A 24,861-nucleotide genomic window follows, 5' to 3' on the forward strand; every position below is an offset into this window, starting at 1 on the left:
TCGTGGGTACACTCGGCCCGGCTCACACAACGGAGAAAACAGCTGTGGATACTCTGTTCACCAAGATCATCAACCGGGAAATCCCGGCGAAGATCATCTACGAGGACGACCAGGTTCTGGCGTTCCACGACATCGCCCCGCAGGCACCGGTGCATTTTCTGGTGATCCCGAAGAAACCGGTGCGCACCCTCAACGACCTCACCGAAGACGACAAGGCACTGGCCGGGCATATTCTGTTCACCGCCCAGCGTCTGGCGCTGGAACTGGGTTGCGAAGAAGGCTTCCGGGTGGTGATGAATTGCAATGAAAAGGGTGGGCAGACGGTCTACCACATTCATATGCACGTACTCGGTCAACGCCAGATGAACTGGCCGCCGGGCTGATCGACCTCGAAATCTGTGGGGGCGCCCTGCTCCCACATGACCCAGCGCAAACCTTCCCCGGCCGATTCGGTTAAACTGGCCGCCGAGATTCTTCCCGGAGGTCAGCATGACTACCCAACGTCACTACTCGCCAATTGACCGTCTTCTGCTGCAAGCCGATGCCGCAATGCGAACCCTGCTGCCCTTCAGCGGCCAGCCGTACCGTCCGTCGCCAGCCATCGTGCAGCCCGACGTGCAGATGAGCGACGAAGACACCCGCCACGTCGCCGGCCTGATGCGCATCAACCATACCGGTGAAGTCTGTGCCCAGGCGCTGTACCAAGGTCAGGCCCTGACCGCCAAGCTGCCGCAGGTGCGCGAAGCCATGGAGCATGCAGCCGAAGAAGAGATCGATCATCTGGTCTGGTGCGAACAGCGCATTCATCAGTTGGGTAGCCACACCAGCGTGCTCAATCCGCTGTTCTATGGCATGTCGTTCGGGATCGGCGCAGTCGCGGGGCTGATCAGCGACAAGGTCAGCCTCGGTTTTGTCGCGGCGACCGAGCATCAGGTATGCAAGCACTTGAACGAGCATCTGGAGCAACTGCCGGCCGAAGATGAGAAATCCCGGGCAATTCTTGAGCAGATGCGTATCGATGAAGAACATCACGCGGAAAGTGCGCTGGAGGCCGGTGGCTTCCGCTTCCCGGCACCTGTGAAGTTCGGCATGAGCCTGCTGGCCAAAGTGATGACCAAAAGCACCTACCGGATCTGAAAAACGCCCATAAAAAAGGCGACTGCCGCAAAGCAGTCGCCTTTTTTGTGCCCGGATTTCTTAGCTCGGCATATTGCGCGCGTAGAAGATTTCCAGCATTTCGTGTTTCACACGCTCGGTCACCTGAGCACGTTGCTCGGACGACAGGTTGCTGGTGGCATCACCGAACAGGTAGTTATCCAGTTCGAAGTTCTTCAGCAGCATTTTGGTGTGGAACAGGTTTTCCTGGTACACGTTCACGTCGGTCATCTGGTACGCGTCGCGGGTGTCTTCGGAGAGGTAGTTCTGGATCGAGTTGATCTCGTGGTCGATGAAGTGCTTGTTGCCTTCAACGTCACGGGTAAAGCCGCGCACACGGTAATCCACGGTCACGATGTCCGAATCGAACTGGTGAATGAGGAAGTTGAGCGCTTTGAGCGGTGAAATGACACCACAGGTCGACACGTCGATGTCCACACGGAACGTCGCAATACCGGCATCCGGATGGATTTCCGGGTAGGTATGCACCGTGATGTGACTCTTGTCGAGGTGGGCCAGGATGATTTCCGGCAGCGGACCCGGGGACTCTTCGATCTGGCTTTCGGTCGGGGTGACCGGTTCTTCCGAGATCAGAATCGTGACGCTGGCACCCTGAGGCTCATAGTTCTGACTGGCAATGTTCAGAATGTTGGCACCAATGATTTCGACAACTTCCGTGAGGATCTGCGTCAGGCGTTCCGCGTTGTACTCTTGATTGATGTACTCGACGTAAGCCTGCTGGTCTTGCGGGGTTTCCGCGTAGCAGATGTCATAGATGTTGAAGCTCAAGGTCTTTGTCAGGTTATTGAACCCGTGGAGCTTGAGTTTGCTTTTCACCGTTAAAAACTCTCTATGTATGCGGCCCGGCCGCGTGATCAAGCATGCCCGTCAAGTGCGAACGACGCACCTGCGTAGGACGGTTAACACCTCTTCGCGATGGCGATTTTGGTTATCTGTTCAGGCGGAAGACCCGTCGGCTGACCGATCACTGCCCTGAAAAAAGTGGCGCATTATGCAGACGTCAGCGGGGGATCGCCAGAGTCTGCACTGCTTTTATGATAGTTGAATGTCGGCTCAGCCGAGTTCGACGATTTCATAGTCGTGGGTGATTGCCACGCCGGCTGCGCCGAGCATGATCGAGGCCGAGCAATACTTCTCCGCCGACAGCTCGATGGCGCGTTTGACCTGGGCTTCTTTCAGGGCACGGCCCTTGACCACGAAGTGCATGTGGATCTTGGTGAACACTTTCGGATCTTCGGTCGCGCGTTCGGCTTCCAGGAAAGCTTCGCAGCTTTCAACGGCCTGACGGGACTTCTTCAGGATGCTGACCACGTCGAAATTGCTGCAACCGCCAACGCCCAGCAGGAGCATTTCCATCGGGCGAACACCCAGATTGCGACCACCGGCGTCCGGCGGACCGTCCATGACCACGACATGACCGCTGCCGGATTCGCCGAGGAACATGGCTTCGCCAGCCCATTGGATGCGTGCCTTCATCGCCAAGACTCCACTGTAGAAAAAAGGGTCGCCAGCTTAGCACAGGGCCCCGGTTTGACCGCGAGCGGTGATCCTAGGACCGATGCCTTTACTGCGTAGGTAATTTCTCGAATTTTCGACGAAGTGTCTGGTAAGCTGGCGCCAATTCACTGGCGCCCCAAGCCGGTATTTGTAGCGATCGCCTCAGCGCCTCATATAAAAACCAAATATAACCGTGCAGTCTTTTCGGGATACAACCATGGTTGGTATTACCCCCACACCCAAAATCAAGAACCTCGACAAGCTGCTGATGCATTGCCAGCGCCGGCGCCATGCGGCCAAGAGCAACATCATCTGCGCCGGGGATCGCTCGGACACGCTGTACTTCATCATCCGTGGCTCGGTCACGATCCTGATCGAGGACGACGACGGCCGCGAGATGATCATCGCGTACCTGAATGCCGGGGATTTCTTCGGTGAGCTGGGCCTGTTCGAACAAGCCGGTCAGGAACAGGAGCGCAGCGCCTGGGTGCGGGCCAAGGTCGAGTGCGAAGTCGCGGAAATCAGCTACGCCAAATTCCGTGAATTGTCGCAGCAGGATCCAGACATTCTTTACGTGCTCAGCGGACAAATCGCACAACGCCTGCGCAACACCACGCGCAAGGTCGGCGATCTGGCGTTCTTCGATGTCACTGGCCGTGTTGCTCGCTGCTTGCTGGAACTGTGCAAGCAACCTGACGCGATGACCCACCCGGACGGCATGCAGATCAAGGTGACCCGTCAGGAAATCGGGCGGATAGTCGGCTGTTCGCGGGAGATGGTCGGTCGCGTGCTCAAGGATCTTGAGGAACGCAACCTGGTGGATGTGAAGGGCAAGACCATGGTGGTCTTCGGCACTCGCTGAGTTCGAAACTCAGGCGGCGTAGATCTGCGCCAACATTAAACGAAAGAGTTCATCGAGACGCGCCAACGCATGGGGCGCCGGGAATTTCTCATGCAACGCGATGTGGCTTGCAGCGCGTACCCGTTGCTCCAGGCCGCACGCCTCATTGAAGCGGTTGACCGCCGCCACCATCGATTCGCGCTCATCATCCAGCAGCATTGCACCGTGCACCAGGCCAACCGGGCGCTGCACACCCTGACTCTGGCGCCAGCGCTGGGCGGTGCCGACCATCTTGCGACCGTCGAGGTTGACGTTGAAACGACCGTCGCAGAACGCGCCGGCAATTTCACCCAACGAAGACACGCCGCCCAACTCATCCAGCAACTGACAGATCGGATCACACAGACGCCGGTATCCGGTTTCGATGCGGTTCAGATCGCCTTCGCTGCGAGGTGGCGCGTAGACCAGTGCAATGTTGATCGTCGACGCCGATTGCGGAACAGGTTCACCGCCGGTTTCACGCAACAACACCGGCCAACCGGCAGCGGCGGAGACTTCACAGGCGTGATCGAATCCGGGGAGGCGATTCAAACGACGCGGCATGACCAGCGCGCGATCGCTCGGCTGCCAGAACAGCAGACCGAATTCGGCATCACCGGCGCAGACCGAGGCCAGCAGATCCTGCTCGGCTTGCAGGCCGGCTTCGATGGTCAGGGAAGTGGGGATCATAAGGTTTCCATAGGACGTTGAGCCTGAGGTGAATCTTATGCTGCCTTCGCGGGCAAGCCCGCTCCCCCAGGGATACGGGCGCCTGCGAAGAGTCGATCAGTCGAGGGTCGAACCGCTCACCGGAACGCCGCGCTCAGGGAAGAACAGGCGTTGTAGCTCAATGCCCGGGCTTTCGGCGCGCATGAACGCTTCGCCGACCAGGAACGCGTAAACGTCGCTGATTTCCATCAGTTCGACATCGGCACGATTGAGAATCCCGCTCTCGGTGATCACCAGACGATCGCGCGGAATGCGCGGCAGCAGGTCGAGGGTGGTTTCCAGGCTCACGTCGAAAGTGTGCAGGTTACGGTTGTTGACCCCGACCAGCGGCGTGTCGAGAGTCTTCAATGCGCGCTCCAGCTCATCACCGTCGTGGACTTCTACCAGCACATCGAGGCCGACACCTTTGGCCACCGAAGCCAGTTCGGCCATTTTCACGTCATCCAGCGCGGAGACGATAAGCAGCACACAATCGGCGCCCAGGGCACGGGCTTCGACGATCTGGTACGGATCGATCATGAAGTCCTTGCGGATCACCGGCAGCGAGCACGCGGCGCGGGCCTGTTGCAGGTAGGCATCGGCGCCCTGGAAGTAATCGATATCAGTCAGTACCGACAGGCAGGTCGCCCCGCCCTTCTCGTAGCTTTTGGCGATGTCGGCGGGAACGAAGTTCTCGCGGATCACGCCTTTGCTCGGCGACGCCTTCTTGATTTCGGCGATCACGGCCGGTTGTTTCTTCTTGGCCTGCGCCAGCAATGCCTGGGCAAAACCGCGGGGTGCATCGGCCGCCTTGGCCAGACTTTCCAGCTCGCTCAGGCTCACGCGGGCGCTACGCTCGGCGACCTCCTGAACCTTGCGGGCCAGAATGTTTTCCAGAACCGTCGGTACACTCATCCCTCATTCTCCACTTTGAATACCGCGGTAAAGGCACCCAACTCCTCGAGTTTCTCCCGAGCGAGACCGGTGTGCAGAGCGTCGTGGGCCAGTGCCACGCCTTCTTTAAGACTGGTTGCCAGGTCAGCGGCGTACAGCGCCGCACCGGCATTGAGCACGATCATTTCCGCAGCCTTCTGGCCGTTTTCGGTCTTGCGCTTGCCCAGTGCATCGCGGATCAACGCCAACGAAGCTTCCGGACCTTCGACCGACAGGCCGTGCAGGCTCTGGCTCTTCATGCCCAGATCTTCCGGCTCGACCCAATACTCGCTGATTTCGTTGTTCTTCAGCTCGGCCACATAAGTTGGTGCGGCGAGACTGAACTCGTCCAGGCCATCCTTCGAATGCACCACCAGCACATGCTTGCTGCCCAGACGCTGCAAGACTTCTGCCAATGGCCGGCACAGCGCCTGAGTGAAGACGCCGACTACCTGATGTTTGACGCCGGCCGGATTCGTAAGCGGGCCGAGCATGTTGAACAGGGTACGCAAGCCCAGGTCGCGACGCGGGCCGGCGGCGTACTTCATGGCTTTGTGATGGGTCTGGGCAAACATGAAACCGATGCCGACGTTGTCGATGCAACGTGCCACCTGAACCGGGGTCAGGTTGAGGTAGATCCCGGCCGCTTCGAGCAGGTCGGCGCTGCCGCTCTTCCCCGACACCGCGCGGTTGCCGTGCTTGGCCACAGTGCAGCCGGCAGCGGCAACGACAAAAGCCGAAGCCGTGGAAACGTTGAAAATGTTCGCGCCATCACCGCCGGTGCCGACCACATCGACCACGCCGTCGAGGGTTTTGAGTTCGACCTGGTCCGCCAGCTCGCGCATCACCGACACCGCACCGACGATTTCGTCGATGCTCTCGCTCTTCATGCGCATCGCCATCATGAACGCGCCGATCTGCGCGTCCGTGCATTGGCCGGTCATGATTTCGCGCATCACGTCGCGCATTTCTTCGGTGCTGAGGTCGAGATGATCGACGATACGGCTCAGGGCTGTCTTGATATTCATGGAGAGTCCTTAGCGCGTGCCGCCGGTTTGTTTGAGGAAGTTGGCGAACAGTTCATGGCCCTGCTCGGTGAGGATCGATTCCGGGTGGAACTGTACGCCCTCGATGTTCAGGGTCTTGTGACGCAGGCCCATGATTTCGTCGACCGAACCGTCGTCATGCTGCGTCCACGCGGTCAGTTCCAGGCAATCGGGCAAAGTATCGTGCTTGACGATCAGCGAGTGATAGCGAGTAACCGTCAGCGGATGATTCAGACCGGCAAAAACGCCCTTGTCCTCGTGGAATACCGGGCTAGTCTTACCGTGCATCACTTGGCGGGCACGTACCACGTCACCGCCAAAGGCCTGGCCGATGGACTGATGGCCAAGACAGACGCCGAGGATCGGCAGCTTGCCGGCGAAGTGCTTGATGGCGTCGATGGAGATACCGGCTTCGGTCGGTGTGCACGGACCGGGGGACACCACGATGCGCTCCGGGTTGAGCGCTTCGATTTCGGCGATGGTCAGCTCGTCGTTGCGCACGACCTTGACCTCGGCACCCAGCTCGCCGAGGTATTGCACAACGTTGTAAGTAAAGGAGTCGTAGTTGTCGATCATCAGCAACATGGCGTTTCGAACCTCTTGAATTCTGACTTGGAAACAGCCTTCGAATGACTTGCCAGGACGCTGCACAAAGTCGGACGCGCAAGTGGCGACAGCAAGGCGGCATTTCAAACGGGCAAGGAAGGCAGAGCGATACAGATCCGGCGGGGCCGGCAGAAAAGATTCAGGCGCGCCAACGCCAGCGGGCGTGTGCCTTGATGACTTGATCCAGAAGTTTGCTGGTGATCAACACGGGGAAGGTCTCGTTCATACGTTCCCGCACAGTAACTTAGCTGGGCAGAGCGTGCAATATGGCCGGGCCTGACGGGGGGAAAACTATGGGAGGGTTGACGACCGATGGCAAAACGCCGGAAGTTTTTGGTACTGTCGTTTCGTTCCATACAACAATAAATAAACGGACTTGCTCATGATCAAACAGACGTTGTTTGTACCGCTCGCCGGATGCCTGCTCGCGATGGCCTGCGCCCAGGCGAACGCCGCACCCAATCCTTATTCGAATTTCGTTGTCTTCGGTGACAGTCTCAGCGACGCAGGGACGTTTTCCGATCCGGATGGTCCCGCCGGCTCGGTCAAACGGTTTACCAACCGCACCGGCCCCAACTATCAGGACGGCAGCGGAGAGTTCTACTCGCTCAACGCCACCCAACTGATTGGCGGCCGCCTGGGCTTCACGCCGAACCAGACCGCTTCCGCGGATTCGGCGGTACGCGCCGGCCAGGGTCTGCCGGATGGCAACAACTGGGCGGTCGGCGGCTATCGCACCGACCAGATTCTCGATTCGATCACCACTACGTCCGCCAGCGGTGAACGCACCCGTGCCGGCTACCTGCCGTCGAACGGCTTCCGCGCCGACCCGAATGCCCTGTACTACCTGACCGGAGGCGGCAACGACTTCCTGCAGGGCCGCGTCACCAGTCTGCCTCAGGCCAATGCCGCCGCCGACCGACTTGTCGACAGCGTGCGCACCCTGCAAGGCGCGGGTGCCCGCTACATCATGGTCTGGCTGCTGCCGGACATCGGCCTGACCCCGGCCATCAACGGCTCGCCGCTGCAAGGCTTCACGTCGCAACTCAGCGCCCAGTTCAACACCGAACTGGTGAGCCAGCTGCAGACGGTCAATGCCAACGTCATTCCGCTGAACATCCCGGTGCTGCTCAAGGAAGCGTTTGCCAATCCGGCACAGTTCGGCCTGGCCACCGATCAGAACCTGGTCGCCACCTGCTTCAGCGGCGATGGCTGCACCGAGAACGCCCGGTACGGGATCAACAGCGCCACACCGGATCCGACCAAGCTGATCTACAACGACTCGGTGCACCCGACCGAAGCCGGGCAACGCTTGATTGCCGATTACGCCTACTCGTTGCTGGCCGCCCCGTGGGAACTTACCCTGCTGCCGGAAATGGCCCAAGGCACGTTGCGCGCTCATCAGGACGAACTGCGCAACCAATGGCTCGCCGACTGGGAAAACTGGCAAGGCGTCGGCCAATGGCGAGCGATTGTCTCCGCCGGCGGCCAGCATCAGGACTTCGATGACCAGCACGCCGGGGCAAGCGCCGACGGCAACGGTTACAACCTGAACATCGGTGGCAGCTACCGTCTCGACGACGCCTGGCGCGTGGGTGTGGCGGCGGGTTTCTATCATCAGAAAATCGAAGCCGGCGACAACGACTCCGAGTACAAACTCAATTCCTACATGGGCACCGCATTCGCCCAGTACCAGCAGAACCGCTGGTGGGGTGACCTGGCCGTTACCGCCGGACATCTGGACTACGACAGCCTGAAGCGCAAGTTCCAGCTCGGGGTCAACGAACGCGGCGAGAAAGGCGATACCGACGGCTATGTACTGGCCATCGGCGGCCGCGTCGGCTACGACATCGCGCCAGAGGCCAGCAGTCCGTGGCATCTGTCGCCCTTCGTCAGCGCCGATTTCGGCAAGGTCGAAGTCGACGGCTACTCGGAAAAAGGTGCAGACGCCACGGCGCTGACCTTCGACGACCAGTCGCGCAACTCCCGCCGTCTCGGCCTTGGCATCCAGGGCAAATACCAGATCACCGCACAGACCCAGGTCTTCGGCGAATTCGCTCACGAGCGCGAATACAACGACGACGCCCAGGATCTGACGATGAATCTGAACAGCCTGCCGAACAACCGCTACACCCTGGAAGGCTACACGCCGCAGACCAACCTGAACCGCCTGAACCTGGGCGTCAGCCACAACCTCACCAAGGAAGTCGCCCTGCGCGCCAGCTACAACATTCGCAAGGATGACGACTTTACCCAGCAAGGGGTCAATGTTGGCGTAAGTCTCGACTTCTGATCAGTCGGCAATAAAAAACGCGGCGCCCTCACAGGCGCCGCGTTTTTTTGTGGCTGAATCCCCCGTCATTCAGTCCGGGGTTTGCTCCGCCAGCGCAACGGCACGGAACATCGCCCGACGCTTGTTGATGGTTTCTTCCCACTCCAGCGCCGGCACCGAGTCGGCAACGATGCCGCCACCGGCCTGCACGTGCAGCTCGCCGTTCTTGATCACTGCGGTACGGATCGCAATGGCGGTGTCCATGTTGCCGTTCCAGGCAAAGTAACCGACCGCGCCGCCATACACGCCACGCTTGACCGGTTCCAGTTCGTCGATGATTTCCATCGCACGGATCTTCGGTGCGCCGGACAAGGTGCCCGCCGGCAGGATCGCCCGCAGTGCGTCCATCGCCGTCAGTCCAGCCTTCAACTGGCCGGTGACGTTGGAAACGATGTGCATCACGTTGGAATAGCGCTCGATAACCATTTTCTCGGTGAGCTTCACCGAGCCGATTTCCGATACACGGCCGGTGTCGTTGCGACCAAGGTCGATCAGCATCAGGTGCTCGGCGATCTCCTTGTCGTCGGACAGCAGGTCTTCTTCCAGCGCCACGTCGGCCTCTTCGGTAGCCCCGCGAGGACGGGTGCCGGCAATCGGGCGCACGGTGATCAGGTTGTCTTCGACCCGCACCAGCACTTCCGGCGAACTGCCGACGACGTGGAAATCGCCGAAGTTGAAGAAGTACATGTACGGCGTCGGGTTGAAGCAACGCAGCGCGCGGTACAGATCGATCGGCGCAGCCTTGAAGTCGATCGACATGCGCTGGGACGGCACGACCTGCATGCAGTCACCGGCGAGGATATATTCCTTGATGGTGTCGACGGCTTTTTCGTAGTCATCCTGGGTGAAACTGGAGCGGAACACCGGCTCGGCCGCCTGCTGCTTGCTGAAATCCAGGCCACGGCGCGGGGTGATCGGCTGACGCAGTTTTTCCAGCAGTTCCTGCAATTGCGCCTGACCCTGCTCGTAGGCATCGGCCTGCGCCGGGTCGGCCAGCACGATCGCGTGCATCTTGCCGGCGAGGTTGTCGAAGACCACCACCGCATCGGAGACCATCAGCAGAATGTCCGGCACGCCCAGCGGATCCGGGTTCGGGCACTTGCCGAGGCGCTTCTCTACATAACGCACGCAGTCGTAACCGAAGTAACCCACCAGGCCGCCGTTGAAGCGCGGCAGACCGGCGATGGTCGGCACGTTGTAGCGGGCCTTGAAGGTTTCGACGAAGGCCAGCGGGTCTTCGACATCGTGGCTTTCGGTCTCGACGCCATCAACGGTGATGCTGACGTGATGATCATGAACCCGCAGCACGGTGCGGCACGGCAGGCCGATGATCGAGTAACGGCCCCATTTCTCGCCGCCCTGCACCGATTCGAGCAGGTAGGAGTTGGGCTGGTCGGCCAGTTTCAGGTAGATCGACAGCGGGGTGTCGAAGTCGGCCAGGGTTTCGCAGGCCAGCGGGATGCGGTTGTAGCCGTCAGCGGCCAGACGCAGGAATTCTTCGCGGATCATAAGGTGCCTCGTGGTGTGAGGTGCAAATCAGTCAGGTGTGCAAACGCGCCGGCAGGCCGGCCAGGAACAAGTCAGGCGCGCCAACGCCAGCGGGCCAGGGCCTTGATGACTTTCATCCAGAGTTTGCGGGTGACCACCACGATGGCGTTTCCAGAAGGGGATTGAGATGCGTCGGGCAACGTTATCTCAGCGGCCGTATCCAGGCAACCGGGAATTAACTTGCGCAGATCGTCGATCACCAGCGCCGGGGATTCCTCGGCAATCGGCCGGCCATGGTTGTAGCCATAGCTCAGCGCGACACATTTGACCCCCGCCGCTTTCGCCGCCAGCACGTCGCTGCGCGAATCACCGACGAACAGCGATTGCGAGGCCGGAATGCCGGACATCTTCATGACGAAGAACAGCGCCGCCGGATCGGGCTTCTTCTGCGGCAGGGTATCGCCGCCGATGATCCACTTGAAGTAGCGGCCGATCTTCATCTGATCCAGCAGCGGCGCGACGAAGCGCTCCGGCTTGTTGGTGATCAGCGCCATGGCCACGCCCTGCTTGTGCAGCCATTTCAGGGTGTCGCGCACGCCGGGATAGACCACGGTCAGCTCATGGCTGGCGCCATAGGCTTCCATGAACACCTCCAGCGCATGCCCGGCTTCGACGTCATCCACGGCGGAATGGTCGATGCCGCCCGCCAGCGCCCGACGCACCAGCACCGGCGCACCGTTGCCGACCCACTCGCGCACCGACTCGATACCGGCAGGCTTGCGCCCGAGGGAGAGCAGCATGTTATCCACCGCCGCCGCCAGGTCGGGTACCGAGTCGATCAACGTGCCATCCAGATCGAACATCACCAACCGCGGCAATTGCCCCGGGAACAGCTGCTCAAATCCGCTCATGGGCGGGCCAGCGCCAGTTCGGAACGCATCTTGTCGATGACTTCCTGATAGTTCGGCGCATTGAAGATCGCCGAGCCGGCCACAAAGGTGTCGGCACCAGCAGCGGCGATTTCACGGATGTTGTTGACGTTGACGCCGCCGTCGATTTCCAGGCGGATGTCACGGCCCGAGGCATCGATGATCGCGCGGGCTTCGCGCAGCTTGTCGAGGGTGCCGGGGATGAATTTCTGCCCGCCGAAGCCCGGGTTGACGCTCATCAGCAAGACCATGTCGACCTTGTCGATCACGTACTTGAGCACGTCCAGCGGGGTCGCCGGGTTGAACACCAGGCCGGATTTGCAGCCGCCTTCACGGATCAGTTGCAGCGAACGATCGACGTGCAGCGTGGCTTCCGGGTGGAAGGTGATGTAGGTGGCGCCGGCCTCGATGAAGTCGCCAACGATGCGATCCACCGGGCTGACCATCAGGTGCGCGTCGATCGGCGCGGTGATGCCGTACTTGCGCAGCGCGGCGCAGACCATCGGGCCGATGGTCAGGTTCGGCACGTAGTGGTTGTCCATGACATCGAAGTGGACAAAGTCGGCACCGGCGGCCAGAACGTTGTCCACTTCCTCGCCCAGGCGGGCGAAGTCGGCGGAGAGAATCGACGGAGCAATAACGAAGGGCTGCATGACGCACCTTTTCTGAGCTAAATCACGATGGCGCGCATTGTATACCTCAAGTTTCCGCGCGCGCACCGTGACCGCGATGATTGGGTTGTGCCATGACGGATGACCGGCGGGTTCTCAGTACGCCGCCCGGTAGATCTTCTCGATGTCGCCAGCGCTGAGCTTGCGCGGGTTGTTGCGCATCAGGCGCTCGATCCCCGCGGCCTCCACGGCCATGGCCGGGATCGCGTCTTCGGGCACGCCGAAACTGCGCAGACCCAGCGGGATTTCTACCGCTATGCACAGCTCGGTCATCGCCGCGACGGCGCTGTCGGCCGCTTCATTGAGACTCAGATGAGCGGTCTTCACCCCCATGGCCTCGGCAATATCCTGCATCCGTTCGACGCAGGCCATCTTGTTCCAGGTCATGACATACGGCAGCAACAGCGCATTGCTGACGCCGTGGGCAATGTTGAAGCGCCCGCCCAGCGGATACGCCAGCGCATGCACCGCGCCGACCCCGGCATTGCCGAACGCCATGCCGGCCATCAGGCTGGCGGTGGCCATGTCTTCCCGGGCTTGCAGGTTGGACGGATTGGCGTAGGCCTTGGGCAATGATCGGGCGATCAACTTGATCGCGCCGATGGCCAGCGAATCGGTGATCGGCGAGGCATTCAGCGACAGATAGGACTCGATGGCATGCACCAGCGCATCGACGCCACTGGCGGCCGTTACGCTGCGCGGACAAGTCAGGGTCATCTGCGGACTGACCAGCGCCACGTCCGGCAGCAGGTAGTCGCTGACGATGCCTTTCTTCAACTGGGCGACCTTGTCCGAGAGGATTGCGACGTTGGTCACCTCGGAACCGGTGCCGGCCGTGGTTGGGATGGCGATCAGCGGCGGGCCTTTGCGCGGCACCTGGTCGACGCCGAACAGATCTTCCAGCGCGCCGTGATAACCGGCGTACGCCGCGACGCTCTTGGCGATATCGATGGCACTGCCGCCGCCGAGGCCGATCAGCCCGTCATGCCCGCCCTCGCGATAGACGCGCATGCAGTCCTCGACGATGGCGATTTCCGGATCCGGCAGCACGCGGTCGAAGATTTCGTACTCGCGCTCACCGATCTGCGCCAGCGCCAGCTCCACCGTGCCGGACTTGACCAGTGCGGCATCGGTGACGATCAGCGGGTTATCGATATCAAGCCGCGTGAGTTCAGCCGCCAGTTGCTCTATGGCCCCGGCGCCGGTGATCAGTTTGTGAGCGATCTTGAACGAGGAAAGACTCATCGTGCGCAGCCTCTTATAGATGTGGGAGCTGAGCACAAGCGTAGCTGGGGAATTGAGGTTGTCTGTCATTCAGCGCATGAATGGCAGACAACCCGGATCTTGCAGTCGTCAGACTTGAGCCGTACGCAGCTTCTCACTCCGCCCACGCAACCATTCCAGCGTCAGCAAGAGGATCACCGAGAAGGCAATCAGCAAAGTGGCAGCGGCCGCAATCGTCGGACTCAGGTTCTCGCGAATCCCGCTGAACATCTGCCGAGGCAACGTCGCCTGCTCTGGGCCGGCAAGGAACAGCGTCACCACCACTTCATCGAACGATGTCGCAAAGGCAAACAGCGCCCCGGAAATCACTCCCGGCGCAATCAGCGGCAAGGTCACCCGGCGGAACGTCACCAACGGTGAAGCCCCAAGGCTGGCCGCCGCCCGCACCAGATTGTGGTTGAAGCCCTGCAAGGTCGCCGACACCGTAATGATCACGAACGGCACGCCCAACACCGCGTGCACCACGATCAGCGAGAAGAAACTGTTGCCCAGCCCCAGCGGCGCGAAGAACAGATAACTCGCTACACCGATGATCACCACCGGCACCACCATCGGTGAGATCACCAGCGCCATCACCAGCGCCTTGCCAGGGAAGTCGCCACGGGTCAGGCCGATGGCCGCCAGCGTGCCGAAGACCATTGCCAGCACCGTCGCGGCCGGGGCGACGATGATGCTGTTCTTCAGTGAGCGCATCCATTCCGCCGAGGCGAAGAAGTCCTGATACCAGTGCAGCGAAAAACCTTGCAGCGGGTACACCAGGAAACTGCCCGAGTTGAACGACAGCGGCACGATCACCAGCACCGGCAGGATCAAAAACAACAGGATCAAGCCGCAGAGGATCCGCAAGCTGTAGAACCACACCCGCTCGACGGGCGACATATAAGGACTCAGCATTTCAAATTCCCCTTAGCTCAGGCGCAGGCGACTGGCGCCCACCAGCCAGCTGTAGATCAGATAAAGCACCACGGTCGCCAGCAGCAACAAACCGCCAAGCGCAGTGGCCATGCCCCAGTTGATGCTGGTGTTGGTGTAGAACGCGACGAAGTAGCTGACCATCTGATCGTTCGGGCTGCCCAGCAGCGCCGGGGTGATGTAGTAGCCGATGGCGAGGATGAACACCAACAGGCAACCGGCGCCGACACCGGCATAGGTCTGCGGGAAATACACCCGCCAGAAACTGGCGAACGGGTGGCAACCCAGGGAAATCGCGGCGCGCATGTAGGTCGGCGAGATGCCTTTCATCACGCTGTAGATCGGCAGGATCATGAACGGCAGCAGGATGTGCACCATCGAGATGTAGACCCCGGTGCGATTGAACACCAGCTCCAGCGGCTTATCGATGATGCCCATCGCCATCAGTGCACTGTTGATCAAGCCGCCAGATTGCAGCAACACGATCCACGCGGCGACTCGCACCAGGATCGAGGTCCAGAACGGCAGCAGCACCAGAATCATCAACAGGTTGCTTTGACGCGACGGCAGATTGGCCAGCAGGTACGCCAGCGGATAGGCCAGCACCAGGCAGATCACGGTGATGATCAGACCCATCCAGAAGGTCCGGGCGAAGATGTCGAGGTAGATCGCCTGATCCGGAGTCGCCGGGGCCAGTTCACCGAGGTCGTCGATGCGATGGTCCACCGCCGCCAACAGATAGAACGGCGTGATGCTGCTGGTGTTGCGCTTCACGGCCTGCCAATAGGCCGGATCGCCCCAGCGTTCGTCGAGGCCTTCCAGCGCTTCTTTATAAGAGGCCGGCTCGCTGGCGAATGGCAGCGAACGGGCGGTTTTGGTCAGCAGGCTGCGATAGCCGGCCAACTCCATGTTCAAGCGCTTGGACAGATCGCCCAAGGTCTGGTTTTTGCGGGCTTCGGCGAGGTCTTCGCCGGCGGCTTTGTAGACCGGCTCAGCGGGCAGTCCGCGACCGTCCCAACTGGCGATGGCCGCCACGGTACGTGGCATGCCGCCCACCACTTCCGGGTTGCCGACGCTTTTGTAGAGCAGCGCCACGATCGGCACCAGGAACACCAGCAACAGAAACAGCACCAGCGGCGCGATCAGCGCCTGGGCCTTCCAGCGGTTGACCCGCTCGGCATGCTTGAGCCGCTGCTTCAAGGTGGGGCTGTTGCCCTCGTTCAGGGGAACGGCGATAGCCATGACGTACTCCGGAAAACTTTTGAATGACGGCGTCACCCTTGAGGTGACGCCGCGTATGCATCACGCCTTACTTCGCAGCCCAGGCGTTGAAACGCTGCTCCAGTTGCTCACCGTTGTCAGCCCAGAAACTGACGTCGATCTGCACCTGGTTGGCGATGTTTTCCGGGGTGGTTGGCATGTCTTTCAGGATCGCCTTGTCCAGCAAAGGCACGGCCTGGGAGTTGGCAGGACCGTAGGCGATGTTTTCCGAGTAGGTCTTCTGCTGCTGCGGCTGCACCGAGAACGCGATGAATTTCTTCGCCGCTTCGGCGCGCGCCTTGTCCAGGCCTTTCGGGATGGCCCAGGCGTCGAAGTCGTAGATACCGCCGTTCCACACCACTTTCAGGTTGGATTCTTTCTGCACCGCAGCGATACGACCGTTGTAGGCCGAGCTCATGACCACGTCACCGGAGGCGAGGTACTGCGGCGGCTGGGCGCCGGCTTCCCACCACTGGATGTTCGGTTTCAGTTCATCCAGTTTCTTGAACGCACGGTCCTGGCCGTTCTTGCTGGCCAGTTCCTTGTAGACGTCTTTCGGCGCAACGCCGTCGGCCATCAGTGCGAATTCGAGGGTGTACTTGGCGCCTTTGCGCAGGCCGCGCTTGCCCGGGAATTTTTTGGTGTCCCAGAAATCCGCCCAACTGGTCGGTGCGGTTTTCAGCTTGTCGGCGTTGTAGGCCAACACGGTCGACCACACGAAGAAGCCCACGCCGCACGGCTGAATCGCGCCTTTGACGTAGTCTTCGGTCTTGCCGAACAGCGCAGGATCGAGCTGCTCGAACATGTCTTCGTCGCAGCCACGGGACAGCTCCGGCGATTCAACCTCCACCAGATCCCAGGACACGCTCTTGGTGTCGACCATGGCTTTGACCTTGGCCATCTCACCGTTGTACTCACCAGCGACGATCTTGCCGTTGCCCGCCGCTTCCCACGGTGCGTAGAAGGCTTTGACTTGCGCCGCCTTGTTCGCCCCGCCAAACGACACCACGGTCAGATCCGGCCCAGCGGCCATTGCGCTTGCCGCACCCATCAGGCCCAGGGTCAGGGCTGTGAACTTCAGGGATCTCAACATTTATTGTTCTCTCCACGTGCAGGGTTGGTGTTGGTATTGCCGGGGCGATCAGTGCGCCTCTAGAAGTGGATCGAGCGCGCGAACGTGCTCGACCTGCCAGCCAAGCGGAACCACGTCGCCGACCGCGAGCGCTGGATCGAGCTCGGCAATCGGTTGTTTCACGAAGAAGTCGGTCTTGCCGCAGACTTCCAGGCGCACCCGGACGTGGTCGCCCAGATAGATGAATTCGGCCACCCGCCCGGAGAAGCGGTTGACGCATTGATCGCTCGAACCGTTGAGACTGACGCGCTCCGGCCGGATCGACAGGGTGACCGGCTCGCCGGTCTGGCCGATGTTGACCGCCAGCGCCTCGACCTTTTCCCCACGCCCCAACTCGACCACGCAGCGTTCGCCGCTCTGGCTGAGCAGGCGACCGTTGAGGCGATTGTTCTCGCCGATGAAGTTGGCGACGAAGGTGTTTTTCGGTTCTTCGTAGAGGGTGCGCGGCGGTGCGATCTGCTGGATCTCACCTTGATGGAATACAGCGACACGGTCGGACATGGTCAGGGCTTCGCCCTGGTCGTGGGTCACGTAGACCACAGTCACGCCGAGGCGCTGGTGCAGGTGTTTGATCTCCATCTGCATGTGTTCGCGCAGTTGCTTGTCGAGGGCGCCGAGGGGTTCGTCCATCAGCACCAGTTGCGGCTCGAACACCAGCGCGCGGGCCAGTGCCACACGTTGTTGCTGACCGCCGGACAGTTGCGCCGGATAACGCGATGCGAAGGCGTCGAGCTGGACCATGCTCAGGACTTTCTTGACCTTGTCGCTGACGTCGCTCTTGTTCAGGCCACGCACGGACAGCGGAAACGCCAGGTTCTCGGCGACGGTCATGTGCGGGAACAGCGCGTAGTTCTGGAACACCATGCCGATGTCGCGCTTGTGCGGCGGCACGTTGTTGATCGCGCGCCCGGCCAGGAGGATTTCACCGGCAGTCGGCGTTTCGAAACCGGCGAGCATCATCAGGCTGGTGGTCTTGCCGGAGCCGGATGGCCCGAGCAGGGTCAGGAACTCGCCCTTGCGGATGTCCAGGTTGAGGTCTTTGACGATCAGGTTCTCGCCGTCGTAGCTCTTCTGCACTCCACGAAAGCTGACCAGCACATCGCTGGCCCCTGCGTTTGATTCGACCTGGCTCATACCCACACCTTTGTTATTGATGACTGCTGTGGGATTAAGCCTAGTGGCTGCCTGCAGTCACGCAAATCGGGGCGCAGGAGAGAATCGCCTCAGCCGGATGGAAGGCCGGGGGTAGGGATTGCCCTACAAGGATGGCGCGTTTGGACACGTCAGGTGCGAGCCCCGAAGTTCCAGCCGCAGAAACCGGCAAAAGCGCCTGTCGTTATTGGATATGCGGATTACAGGAGCTTGTGTTCCATCGCGTACTTCACCAGCTCGGCGAGTGAGGTGATGTTGAGTTTCTGCATCAGTCGCGCCTTGTGGGTGCTGATGGTCTTGCTGCTCAGGGCCAGTTGCTGGGCGATGTCGTTGACGTTGGCGCCCTGGGCCAGGCGTTCGAACACCGAGAACTCGCGCTCCGACAGCAACGAATGCAGCGGCCGCGTATCGGTCAGGCCAACTTCGAAGACCATGCGATCGGCCAATTCCGGGTCGATGTAGCGTCCACCCGCCGCAACCTTGCGGATCGCCGTCAGCAGCAGCGCCGGATCGCTGTCCTTGGTCGCATACCCGGCGGCGCCGACCTTCAGCGCCCGGGCGGCCATCTGCGCTTCGTCGTGCATCGACAGCACCAGAATCGCCGGCGGATTGTTCAGTGCGCGGATGCGTGGAATCGCTTCCAGCCCGTTGACCCCGGGCATGGAAATATCCAGCAGCACCACCTCGCACGGCACATTGCGCAGGGTCTCGAGCAACTGTTCGCCATTGCTCGCCTCCCCCACCACTTGCAGATCCTTGGCCAGGCCGATCAATTGCTTGATGCCTTCGCGAACGATGGTGTGGTCTTCGGCTACCAGTACACGGATCACTTACTTCTCCTCATCCAGAGGCACCCGCACGCTCAGTGTGGTGCCCTCGCCCGGCGCGCTGTCGAGTGACAACTGCCCGCCCATGATCAACACCCGCTCACGCATGCCCACCAGTCCAAAAGACGTCGGCCTGCCCGCAGCGGCGACAAATCCTATGCCATCATCGCTGACGGTCAGACACAAATCGGTGCCTTCCAGCGCCAGCGTCAGTTCCACAGTATGCGCCCGGGCATGGCGCATGACGTTGGTCAGCGCCTCCTGGAGGATGCGGAACAGGCCGATGGCCTTGGCGTCGCTCAGCGGCGGCAGATTGTCCGGCACCTGCACCAGACACGGAATCTGTGTACGCGCCTCGAATCGCCGGGCCTGCCATTCGATCGCCGAGGCAATCCCGGCATCGAGGATCGGCGGACGCAATGCCGTCGCCACATCGCGCACCAACTGGAACAACTGGGCGATCAGACGTTTCATGCTGTTCAAGCGTTCGTTCAGACCCGGGTCGAGTTGCGCGTAGGCCAGTTCGCACATCGATGTCTCCAGTTTCAGCACCGTCAGCATTTGCCCCAGTTCATCGTGAACTTCGCGGGCGATGCGCGCCTTCTCTTCTTCACGGACACTTTCCAGATGCGCGGAAAGCTCGCGCAACTGCTCCCGCGATGCCGCCAGCTCCAGTTCGATGCGCTTGCTTTCGGTGATGTCCCAGACGATGCCGTCCCAGACATAGGCGCCGTCCTCCAGTTGCCGAGTGATGGCCTTGATCTCGGCCCAGCGCTGCTCGCCCTGGCGCGTCAGGATCCGCCCCTGCCACGACCAGTCGCTGTCGGTGTCCAGTGCATGATCCTGAGTCTGGTGATAACCGGCCTTGTCGTCCGGGTGTACCAGGCTGCGCAAACCCATGTCGCGATGAGCGATGGCGGCCGGTGCGTAGCCCACCAGACTTTCGCTGCCCTCGCTGATGTAGGCAAAGTCGATCTGCCCGGTCACCGGCGCCCGCTCCAGACGGAACACCAGCCCCGGCACGTTCGCGGCGATGCCTTGCAGGCGCGCCTCGCTTTCCTGCAACGCGGCCAGGGCCCGCCGGCGTTCGGTCACGTCGGTGAGGTAGACCACCAGATACTCGCTGTCGCGAAAGCGCAGAAAACTCAGCGACACATCCGCCGGCAACACACTGCCATCGGCCCGCACGCAGTTCGTCTCGAAACTGAGCGGCCCTTCCTCGCTGGCCCGGGCGCGCTTCCACAAATTGAGCCAGCGATCCATGTGCAGGCCGGGTTCGAAATCGATCAACGGTCGCTCGATCAGTGCGCCCTGTGGATAACCGAGCATGTGTTCCGCCGCGCGGTTGGCGTAACGCACGTGACTGTCCCAGTTGACCCAGAGGATGCCGACGGTGCTCTGGTCGATGGAAAACTGGGTCAGGCGCAGGGCTTCTTCACTGGCGGCGCGCAGGGCGATGTCTTCCCGGGCGGCGAGCAGGCGTTGTTCGAGACTGCGTTGCTGACGCCGCTGCCAAAAAACAATCGCTGCACAACTGAGCAGCAACACGGCGAACAACAGGCTCAGGTTCTGCCAGAACCCCGGCGATTCCGAAAGCCTTGGGTATTTGGGCTGCAGCCATTGCGTGTGCAGCCGTTCCAGATCTTTCGCCGGGATCGCCCGCAAGGCGCTTTCGACGATCCCGGCCAGCTCCGGCCAGTCACGACGGGTGGCGACCCGCAGCAGTTGCGGCAAACCGATGTCGCCGACCACTACCAGCCCGGCAAACTCAGGCTCTGTGGACAGCCGCCCCAGTTGCGCTTCATCCACCACCGCGTAAGACGCCTGCTGACTCAACAGCAACTGCAAGGCCTGACGCTCCAGTGGCACGCCTTGCAGATTCAAATGGGGATAGTTGCCGCGCAGGTAATCGGCGGTGACGCTGGGCATGCGCACGGCCACCCGGGCCTGGCTGTCGAGTTTTTCCAGTTCGACCGAACTGCTCACTTTCTGATCGCTGACCACCAGTTGCGGCACGCGCATGTAGGGATCGGAGAATTGCCAGAGACGCAGCGAGCCGGGTGTCTGGGTCAGGCCCGGGGCGATATCGATTTCGCCGTCCCGTGCGGCGGCTTCGAGTTGTTCCAGATCGGGGAAGTTGCGCCAGCTGAGTTCGATGTCGAGGGCCTTGGCCATCCACTTCATCAACTCGACATTGGCCCCGGACAGCCGCTGCAAGCGCCGGTCGTATTGCGCGTACGGTGCCTGCAGAATCAGGCCGACACGCAATTCATTGTGCCCGGCCAGCCACTGATGCTGGCTCGCCGACAGCTGCGCAACATGGCTCGGTGGCGCAGGCGCGGCCCAGCCCATCAAGGGAAACGCCAGACAGCCGATAACCCACAGGCAGCAAAAACGCATCATTGAAATCCCATACACTGACAAATTCTGACCAACCCATTAGGCTGCCGGGATACTTTCTGGCCTGGAATAACCGATGCCCCCTGTCTCTCGCCTGGCAATGCCAGCATTGTGCCTGTCGCTGATCCTGCCTTGTGCCTTTTCCGTCGAAGCCGCCGATCCGGCACCCGCCCCTGCCGCGGAAAAACCCGCCGAAGAAAAACCGGTCGAACGCCAGCCACTGCTTGAGCGTAGTCAGGAAGAGGCCTCGGCACTCGAACGCAAAGTCCCGGCCCAGGAACAACAACAGCTGCAGGCCGGCAGCGACACCTTCCTCGCCCTGTGGAAACCGGCCAACACCGCCGACCCCAAAGGCGTGGTGATCCTCATCCCCGGTGCCGGCGAAACCGCTGACTGGCCCCAGGCGATCGGCCCGCTGCGGCGTAAATTGCCTGACGTCGAGTGGAACAGCCTGAGTATCACCCTGCCCGACCTGCAAAGCGATACCATCGCACCGCCCGTGGTCGAAGCACCCGCAGCACCGAAAACCGCCGATGCCGGCAGCAAGGATTCGACCACCGCCCAACCGATCGAGCAAGCCGCCGGTGGTGAAGCGGACGTGGCTGACAAGGTCGTTGCCGAAACCACCGAAGAACAGGCCAAGGCCGACGCCGAGCGAATCTTCGCCCGCATCGACGCGGCGATTGCCTACGCCGAACAGCAAGGCGCACACAGCATCGTGGTGCTGGGGCACGGCACTGGCGCCTATTGGGCCGCACGGTTCCTCAACGAAAAGCAGACCGCGCAAGTGGAAAAGCTGCTGATGGTCGCCGCGCAAGTGCCGCCCAAGGCCAAGCCTGAACTCGCAGAGCTGACGCCACTGCTGAAGCTGCCGACGGCCGATATCTTCTATATGGACAAGCCGCTGGATCGCAATGCCGCACTCGAACGTCTGCAGGCCAGCAAGCGCTTGAAGACGTCGTCGTTCAGCCAGGTCGCGCTCAAGGCGCTGCCCGACAACAAGGCCGAGCAGGAGCAATTGTTCCGCCGGGTGCGCGGCTGGTTGAATCCGCAAAACCCGGACTGACCGACCACAAAAAAAAAGATCGCAGCCTGGGCTGCGATCTTTTTTTCATCTAGCGGAAATCCCGCCGCTCGCGAATCAATGTGTAGGCATTGTGCAATTCGCGGGTCTTTTCAGTCGCCTCGAGCACTTGGGCCGCCGTCGCCCCCGCCCCGGCCACCTTGTCCGGATGATGGCGACTGAGCAGGCGACGGTAGGCGCGTTTGATCTGTGCCGGTTCGCTGGTGGCTGACACGCCGAGCAGGCGCATCGCATCCTGATAACTCACCGCCGCGCTGACGATCGGGCGCTTGTGCGGTTCGTAATCCGCCGCCAGCGCCTGAATCTGGTGAGTCGTCCAGCCCAGCCACTTGCCCCACTGCGCCAGCAGTTCGCGCTCGCTGCTGCCGGCCCGACCGTCGGCCCAGACCATCCGCCAGCAGGCGCGCAACACGCCTTCGGCAGCATGGGGTTGAGCACTCAGACGCCGCAGATAACCGCGCAGGCGATCCCCGCCGGTCTTGCCGCGATTGAACGCGGCAATGGCCCGACGCTGCGCCGGCTCGCTCATGTCCAGCGCGCGCATCTCCTGACGCGCCTGCTGGATATGCCCGTCGGTGACCCGCCCGTCGCTCTTGGCCAGACGCCCGAGCAGGACGAACAGCAACTCGTCGTTGCGCAGCATCGGCTGTCCGCCGAGTTTTTCCCGCAAATGTCCCCAGCTCTGCAAATGCAGGCGCCGATCCAGCGCCTGCCCCAACAAAGCCCCAAGCATGGCCCCCGGAATGCTGGCGATAGCAAAACCCGCTCCGGCTCCAATCAGAGTCCCTGGCCACAACATATCAGCGACTCGCTTCTATCAAGGTTTCGGCCTCGGCCAGACGCTCGTGCGTACCGACATCGACCCACTGACCTTTCAGTCGCTCACCGCTGACCTGCCCGTCCGCCATGGCCTTGCGCAGCAACGGTGCCAGTTTGAAGGCGCCGTCCGTGCAGCCGTCGAACAACTGCGGATGCAGCACGGCGATGCCGCTGTAGGTCAGGGTCGGCGATTGCGGTTGGCCGTCCTGTACCTGATCACCGACCAGACTGAAGTCACCGGCCGGGTGATGGGCCGGATTGTCCGCCAGCACCAGATGCGCCAGTCCGCTGATCGGCTGATGCAGCACGCTGAAGTCGTAATCGGTCCAGATATCGCCGTTGACCACCAGGAACGCTTCGTCACCGAGCAGCGGCAAGGCGCGGAAGATGCCGCCACCGGTTTCCAGCGGCTCGCCTTCGGGCGAGTAACGGATGCTCAGGCCGAATTGCGAGCCGTCACCCAGGTAATCTTCAATCTGCTGGCCGAGCCAGGCATGGTTGATCACGATCTCGCTGAAACCCGCCGCCGCGAGGGCGCGCAGGTGATACTCGATCAACGGTACGCCAGCGGCACGCACCAGCGGTTTGGGGGTGGTCAAAGTCAGCGGGCGCATGCGCTCGCCTTTGCCGGCCGCCAGAATCATTGCCTTCATGCCGTCGCTCCGGCACGCAGGCTGACCAGCAGCGCCTGCAGTTGCGCCAACTCAGGACGGCGGGCGATCACCGCTTCTATATAAGCGAAGAAACGCGGCACGTCGGCGAGGTATCGAGGCTTGCCGTCGCGGTGACAGATGCGGGCGAAGATCCCGATGACCTTCAAGTGGCGCTGCACACCCATCAGGTCGCTGGCGCGCAGGAAGTCTTCGAAATCCGGCTGTACCGGAATATTCAGCGCCGACGCCTGCTGCCAGTAGCTTTCGAGCCAGCCGCGCACACGCTCTTCAGGCCAGCTGAGGAAGGCATCCTTGAACAGACAGGTCACGTCGTAAGTCACCGGGCCGTACACCGCGTCCTGAAAATCCAGCACGCCGGGGTTCGGTTCGCTGAGCATCAGGTTGCGCGGCATGTAGTCGCGGTGCACCAGCACTTTGGGCTGGGCCAGCGCGCTGTCGATCAGCAGATCGCTGACCTGCTGCCATTGCTGCTGTTGCGTGGTGTCGAATTCGATGCCCAGCTCGCGCTTCACGTACCACTCGGGGAACAGTTCCAGCTCACGGCGCAGCAGCGCAACGTCATAGCTCGGCAGCGGTGCCACCATCGGCAATTGCTGAAAAGCCAACAGCGCCTGCAAGGCATCGCTGAACAATGCGTCGGCATTTTCGACATTGATCACGTCGAGATAGGTCTTGTTGCCCAGATCATTGAGCAAAAGAAATCCGCGATCGAGGTCTTCTGCATAAATTTTCGGCACGTTGATACCGGATTTCGCCAGCAAAAAGGCGATATCCACGAACGGTTTGCAGTTTTCCTGGGGTGGCGGCGCGTCCATCACGACGAAACTGCGACCGGCTCCTTCCCAGCGGAAATAACGGCGGAAACTCGCGTCGCTGCTGGCCGCGGTCAACGTGGCCGGGGGTACGGCACCCCAGCCCTGTTCGGCAAAAAGGGTCGCCAACTGTTCATCGAGCCAAACTTTCAGGTGTTGCAAGCGTACATCTTGGTCAGGCATTGCAAGGGTCTCCGACGGCGCTAGCCGTCAAGCGGGTCATGCTTTATTATCCAGCA

24 protein-coding genes are annotated in these 24,861 nt (G+C 61.3%); 5 read left to right on the forward strand and 19 right to left on the reverse strand.

The features are described 5' to 3' along the window. Positions 1-44 precede the first annotated feature (44 nt). On the forward strand, positions 45-383 hold the full coding sequence (locus IF189_RS25635) for a histidine triad nucleotide-binding protein (protein ID WP_003228789.1): 339 nt from the start codon (positions 45-47) through the stop codon (positions 381-383). Between the two features lie 106 nt (positions 384-489). Beyond that, complete coding sequence (gene coq7 / locus IF189_RS25640) at positions 490-1,137, forward strand: 2-polyprenyl-3-methyl-6-methoxy-1,4-benzoquinone monooxygenase (protein ID WP_007956317.1); 648 nt, start codon at positions 490-492, stop codon at positions 1,135-1,137. A 60-nt stretch (positions 1,138-1,197) separates the two neighbouring features. On the opposite strand, the gene speD is transcribed toward coq7, so the two are convergent. After that, positions 1,198-1,992, reverse strand: a complete 795-nt coding sequence (gene speD, locus IF189_RS25645) for an adenosylmethionine decarboxylase (protein WP_007956315.1) — start codon at positions 1,990-1,992, stop codon at positions 1,198-1,200. 237 nt (positions 1,993-2,229) lie between these two features. Further along, a complete protein-coding gene (locus tag IF189_RS25650; RefSeq protein ID WP_134828285.1) occupies positions 2,230-2,652 on the reverse strand; it encodes an OsmC family protein in 423 nt (140 codons plus the stop codon). Positions 2,653-2,890: 238 nt separating this feature from the next. Here IF189_RS25650 and crp point away from each other — a divergent pair, with 238 nt between their 5' ends. After that, the gene (gene crp, locus IF189_RS25655; RefSeq protein ID WP_085709238.1) at positions 2,891-3,535 is read left to right on the forward strand and encodes a cAMP-activated global transcriptional regulator CRP; all 645 of its coding nucleotides are present in this window, start codon (positions 2,891-2,893) and stop codon (positions 3,533-3,535) included. Between the two features lie 9 nt (positions 3,536-3,544). On the opposite strand, the gene IF189_RS25660 is transcribed toward crp, so the two are convergent. The 4 genes from IF189_RS25660 to IF189_RS25675 all read right to left on the reverse strand — a co-directional run bounded on the left by IF189_RS25660 (position 3,545) and on the right by IF189_RS25675 (position 6,825). Continuing rightward, positions 3,545-4,243 (reverse strand): biotin/lipoate A/B protein ligase family protein, encoded by a 699-nt coding sequence (locus tag IF189_RS25660; RefSeq protein ID WP_192552436.1) that lies wholly within the window; start codon positions 4,241-4,243, stop codon positions 3,545-3,547. 96 nt (positions 4,244-4,339) lie between these two features. Then, the gene (gene trpC, locus IF189_RS25665; protein ID WP_119427656.1) at positions 4,340-5,176 is read right to left on the reverse strand and encodes an indole-3-glycerol phosphate synthase TrpC; all 837 of its coding nucleotides are present in this window, start codon (positions 5,174-5,176) and stop codon (positions 4,340-4,342) included. Next, positions 5,173-6,222 (reverse strand): anthranilate phosphoribosyltransferase, encoded by a 1,050-nt coding sequence (gene trpD, locus IF189_RS25670; protein WP_192552437.1) that lies wholly within the window; start codon positions 6,220-6,222, stop codon positions 5,173-5,175. The genes trpC and trpD overlap by 4 nt, the downstream gene beginning before the upstream one ends. Before the next feature lie 9 nt (positions 6,223-6,231). After that, entirely contained in the window at positions 6,232-6,825 is a 594-nt protein-coding gene (locus IF189_RS25675) for an aminodeoxychorismate/anthranilate synthase component II (protein WP_114885865.1), read from the reverse strand. Positions 6,826-7,228: 403 nt separating this feature from the next. Between IF189_RS25675 and estP the strand changes: the two genes are divergently transcribed. Then, positions 7,229-9,139: an esterase EstP gene (gene estP, locus IF189_RS25680; protein WP_192552438.1), complete on the forward strand. Its 1,911-nt coding sequence runs from the start codon at positions 7,229-7,231 to the stop codon at positions 9,137-9,139. A 69-nt stretch (positions 9,140-9,208) separates the two neighbouring features. Here the strand turns inward: estP and trpE are convergent, their stop codons facing one another. The 10 genes from trpE to IF189_RS25730 form a co-directional block, all read right to left on the reverse strand. Then, the gene (gene trpE / locus IF189_RS25685; RefSeq protein ID WP_039768096.1) at positions 9,209-10,687 is read right to left on the reverse strand and encodes an anthranilate synthase component I; all 1,479 of its coding nucleotides are present in this window, start codon (positions 10,685-10,687) and stop codon (positions 9,209-9,211) included. Between the two features lie 71 nt (positions 10,688-10,758). Next, entirely contained in the window at positions 10,759-11,577 is an 819-nt protein-coding gene (locus tag IF189_RS25690) for a phosphoglycolate phosphatase (protein WP_134828288.1), read from the reverse strand. Continuing rightward, on the reverse strand, positions 11,574-12,248 hold the full coding sequence (gene rpe, locus IF189_RS25695) for a ribulose-phosphate 3-epimerase (protein ID WP_003228808.1): 675 nt from the start codon (positions 12,246-12,248) through the stop codon (positions 11,574-11,576). Before rpe ends, IF189_RS25690 begins: the two co-directional genes overlap by 4 nt. A gap of 114 nt (positions 12,249-12,362) precedes the next feature. Next, on the reverse strand, positions 12,363-13,511 hold the full coding sequence (locus IF189_RS25700; protein WP_134828289.1) for an iron-containing alcohol dehydrogenase: 1,149 nt from the start codon (positions 13,509-13,511) through the stop codon (positions 12,363-12,365). Positions 13,512-13,619: 108 nt separating this feature from the next. Then, positions 13,620-14,444, reverse strand: coding sequence for an ABC transporter permease (locus tag IF189_RS25705; protein WP_085709230.1), 825 nt, complete (start codon positions 14,442-14,444; stop codon positions 13,620-13,622). A 12-nt stretch (positions 14,445-14,456) separates the two neighbouring features. Continuing rightward, complete coding sequence (locus IF189_RS25710; RefSeq protein ID WP_085709229.1) at positions 14,457-15,704, reverse strand: ABC transporter permease; 1,248 nt, start codon at positions 15,702-15,704, stop codon at positions 14,457-14,459. Positions 15,705-15,771: 67 nt separating this feature from the next. Then, entirely contained in the window at positions 15,772-16,815 is a 1,044-nt protein-coding gene (locus IF189_RS25715) for an ABC transporter substrate-binding protein (protein WP_085709228.1), read from the reverse strand. A gap of 48 nt (positions 16,816-16,863) precedes the next feature. Continuing rightward, positions 16,864-17,988 carry an ABC transporter ATP-binding protein gene (locus IF189_RS25720; RefSeq protein ID WP_192552439.1) on the reverse strand — a complete coding sequence of 375 codons (1,125 nt, stop codon included), beginning with the start codon at positions 17,986-17,988 and terminating at the stop codon, positions 16,864-16,866. A 218-nt stretch (positions 17,989-18,206) separates the two neighbouring features. Next, positions 18,207-18,836, reverse strand: a complete 630-nt coding sequence (locus IF189_RS25725) for a response regulator transcription factor (RefSeq protein ID WP_085709227.1) — start codon at positions 18,834-18,836, stop codon at positions 18,207-18,209. Further along, entirely contained in the window at positions 18,837-21,236 is a 2,400-nt protein-coding gene (locus IF189_RS25730; RefSeq protein ID WP_192552440.1) for a PAS domain S-box protein, read from the reverse strand. Between the two features lie 73 nt (positions 21,237-21,309). Here IF189_RS25730 and IF189_RS25735 point away from each other — a divergent pair, with 73 nt between their 5' ends. Continuing rightward, on the forward strand, positions 21,310-22,299 hold the full coding sequence (locus tag IF189_RS25735; protein ID WP_192552441.1) for an alpha/beta hydrolase family protein: 990 nt from the start codon (positions 21,310-21,312) through the stop codon (positions 22,297-22,299). A 49-nt stretch (positions 22,300-22,348) separates the two neighbouring features. On the opposite strand, the gene IF189_RS25740 is transcribed toward IF189_RS25735, so the two are convergent. Genes IF189_RS25740 through IF189_RS25750 form a run of 3 tightly spaced genes read right to left on the reverse strand, consistent with a single transcriptional unit; the run spans position 22,349 to position 24,805 of the window. Next, positions 22,349-23,116 carry a TerB family tellurite resistance protein gene (locus tag IF189_RS25740; RefSeq protein ID WP_134828294.1) on the reverse strand — a complete coding sequence of 256 codons (768 nt, stop codon included), beginning with the start codon at positions 23,114-23,116 and terminating at the stop codon, positions 22,349-22,351. A gap of 1 nt (position 23,117) precedes the next feature. Continuing rightward, complete coding sequence (murU, locus tag IF189_RS25745) at positions 23,118-23,789, reverse strand: N-acetylmuramate alpha-1-phosphate uridylyltransferase MurU (protein WP_192552442.1); 672 nt, start codon at positions 23,787-23,789, stop codon at positions 23,118-23,120. Next, positions 23,786-24,805 (reverse strand): aminoglycoside phosphotransferase family protein, encoded by a 1,020-nt coding sequence (locus tag IF189_RS25750; protein WP_134828296.1) that lies wholly within the window; start codon positions 24,803-24,805, stop codon positions 23,786-23,788. The genes murU and IF189_RS25750 overlap by 4 nt, the downstream gene beginning before the upstream one ends. Between the last annotated feature and the right edge of the window lie 56 nt (positions 24,806-24,861).

Source organism: Pseudomonas sp. IzPS59 (assembly GCF_014863505.1).
GTDB lineage: Bacteria > Pseudomonadota > Gammaproteobacteria > Pseudomonadales > Pseudomonadaceae > Aquipseudomonas > Aquipseudomonas kribbensis.

Bases quoted from the DNA above. Each gene is read 5' to 3' on its own strand.
- murU (WP_192552442.1), bottom strand. From the start codon at position 23,789: ATGAAGGCAATGATTCTGGCGGCCGGCAAAGGCGAGCGCATGCGCCCG.
- IF189_RS25735 (WP_192552441.1), top strand. From the start codon at position 21,310: ATGCCCCCTGTCTCTCGCCTGGCAATGCCAGCATTGTGCCTGTCGCTG.
- IF189_RS25730 (WP_192552440.1), bottom strand. From the start codon at position 21,236: ATGATGCGTTTTTGCTGCCTGTGGGTTATCGGCTGTCTGGCGTTTCCC.
- IF189_RS25705 (WP_085709230.1), bottom strand. From the start codon at position 14,444: ATGCTGAGTCCTTATATGTCGCCCGTCGAGCGGGTGTGGTTCTACAGC.
- IF189_RS25740 (WP_134828294.1), bottom strand. From the start codon at position 23,116: ATGTTGTGGCCAGGGACTCTGATTGGAGCCGGAGCGGGTTTTGCTATC.
- IF189_RS25700 (WP_134828289.1), bottom strand. From the start codon at position 13,511: ATGAGTCTTTCCTCGTTCAAGATCGCTCACAAACTGATCACCGGCGCC.
- IF189_RS25750 (WP_134828296.1), bottom strand. From the start codon at position 24,805: ATGCCTGACCAAGATGTACGCTTGCAACACCTGAAAGTTTGGCTCGAT.
- IF189_RS25710 (WP_085709229.1), bottom strand. From the start codon at position 15,704: ATGGCTATCGCCGTTCCCCTGAACGAGGGCAACAGCCCCACCTTGAAG.
- IF189_RS25660 (WP_192552436.1), bottom strand. From the start codon at position 4,243: ATGATCCCCACTTCCCTGACCATCGAAGCCGGCCTGCAAGCCGAGCAG.
- trpE (WP_039768096.1), bottom strand. From the start codon at position 10,687: ATGATCCGCGAAGAATTCCTGCGTCTGGCCGCTGACGGCTACAACCGC.
- IF189_RS25650 (WP_134828285.1), bottom strand. From the start codon at position 2,652: ATGAAGGCACGCATCCAATGGGCTGGCGAAGCCATGTTCCTCGGCGAA.
- IF189_RS25675 (WP_114885865.1), bottom strand. From the start codon at position 6,825: ATGTTGCTGATGATCGACAACTACGACTCCTTTACTTACAACGTTGTG.
- coq7 (WP_007956317.1), top strand. From the start codon at position 490: ATGACTACCCAACGTCACTACTCGCCAATTGACCGTCTTCTGCTGCAA.
- trpD (WP_192552437.1), bottom strand. From the start codon at position 6,222: ATGAATATCAAGACAGCCCTGAGCCGTATCGTCGATCATCTCGACCTC.
- IF189_RS25720 (WP_192552439.1), bottom strand. From the start codon at position 17,988: ATGAGCCAGGTCGAATCAAACGCAGGGGCCAGCGATGTGCTGGTCAGC.
- crp (WP_085709238.1), top strand. From the start codon at position 2,891: ATGGTTGGTATTACCCCCACACCCAAAATCAAGAACCTCGACAAGCTG.
- estP (WP_192552438.1), top strand. From the start codon at position 7,229: ATGATCAAACAGACGTTGTTTGTACCGCTCGCCGGATGCCTGCTCGCG.
- rpe (WP_003228808.1), bottom strand. From the start codon at position 12,248: ATGCAGCCCTTCGTTATTGCTCCGTCGATTCTCTCCGCCGACTTCGCC.
- IF189_RS25715 (WP_085709228.1), bottom strand. From the start codon at position 16,815: ATGTTGAGATCCCTGAAGTTCACAGCCCTGACCCTGGGCCTGATGGGT.
- IF189_RS25690 (WP_134828288.1), bottom strand. From the start codon at position 11,577: ATGAGCGGATTTGAGCAGCTGTTCCCGGGGCAATTGCCGCGGTTGGTG.
- trpC (WP_119427656.1), bottom strand. From the start codon at position 5,176: ATGAGTGTACCGACGGTTCTGGAAAACATTCTGGCCCGCAAGGTTCAG.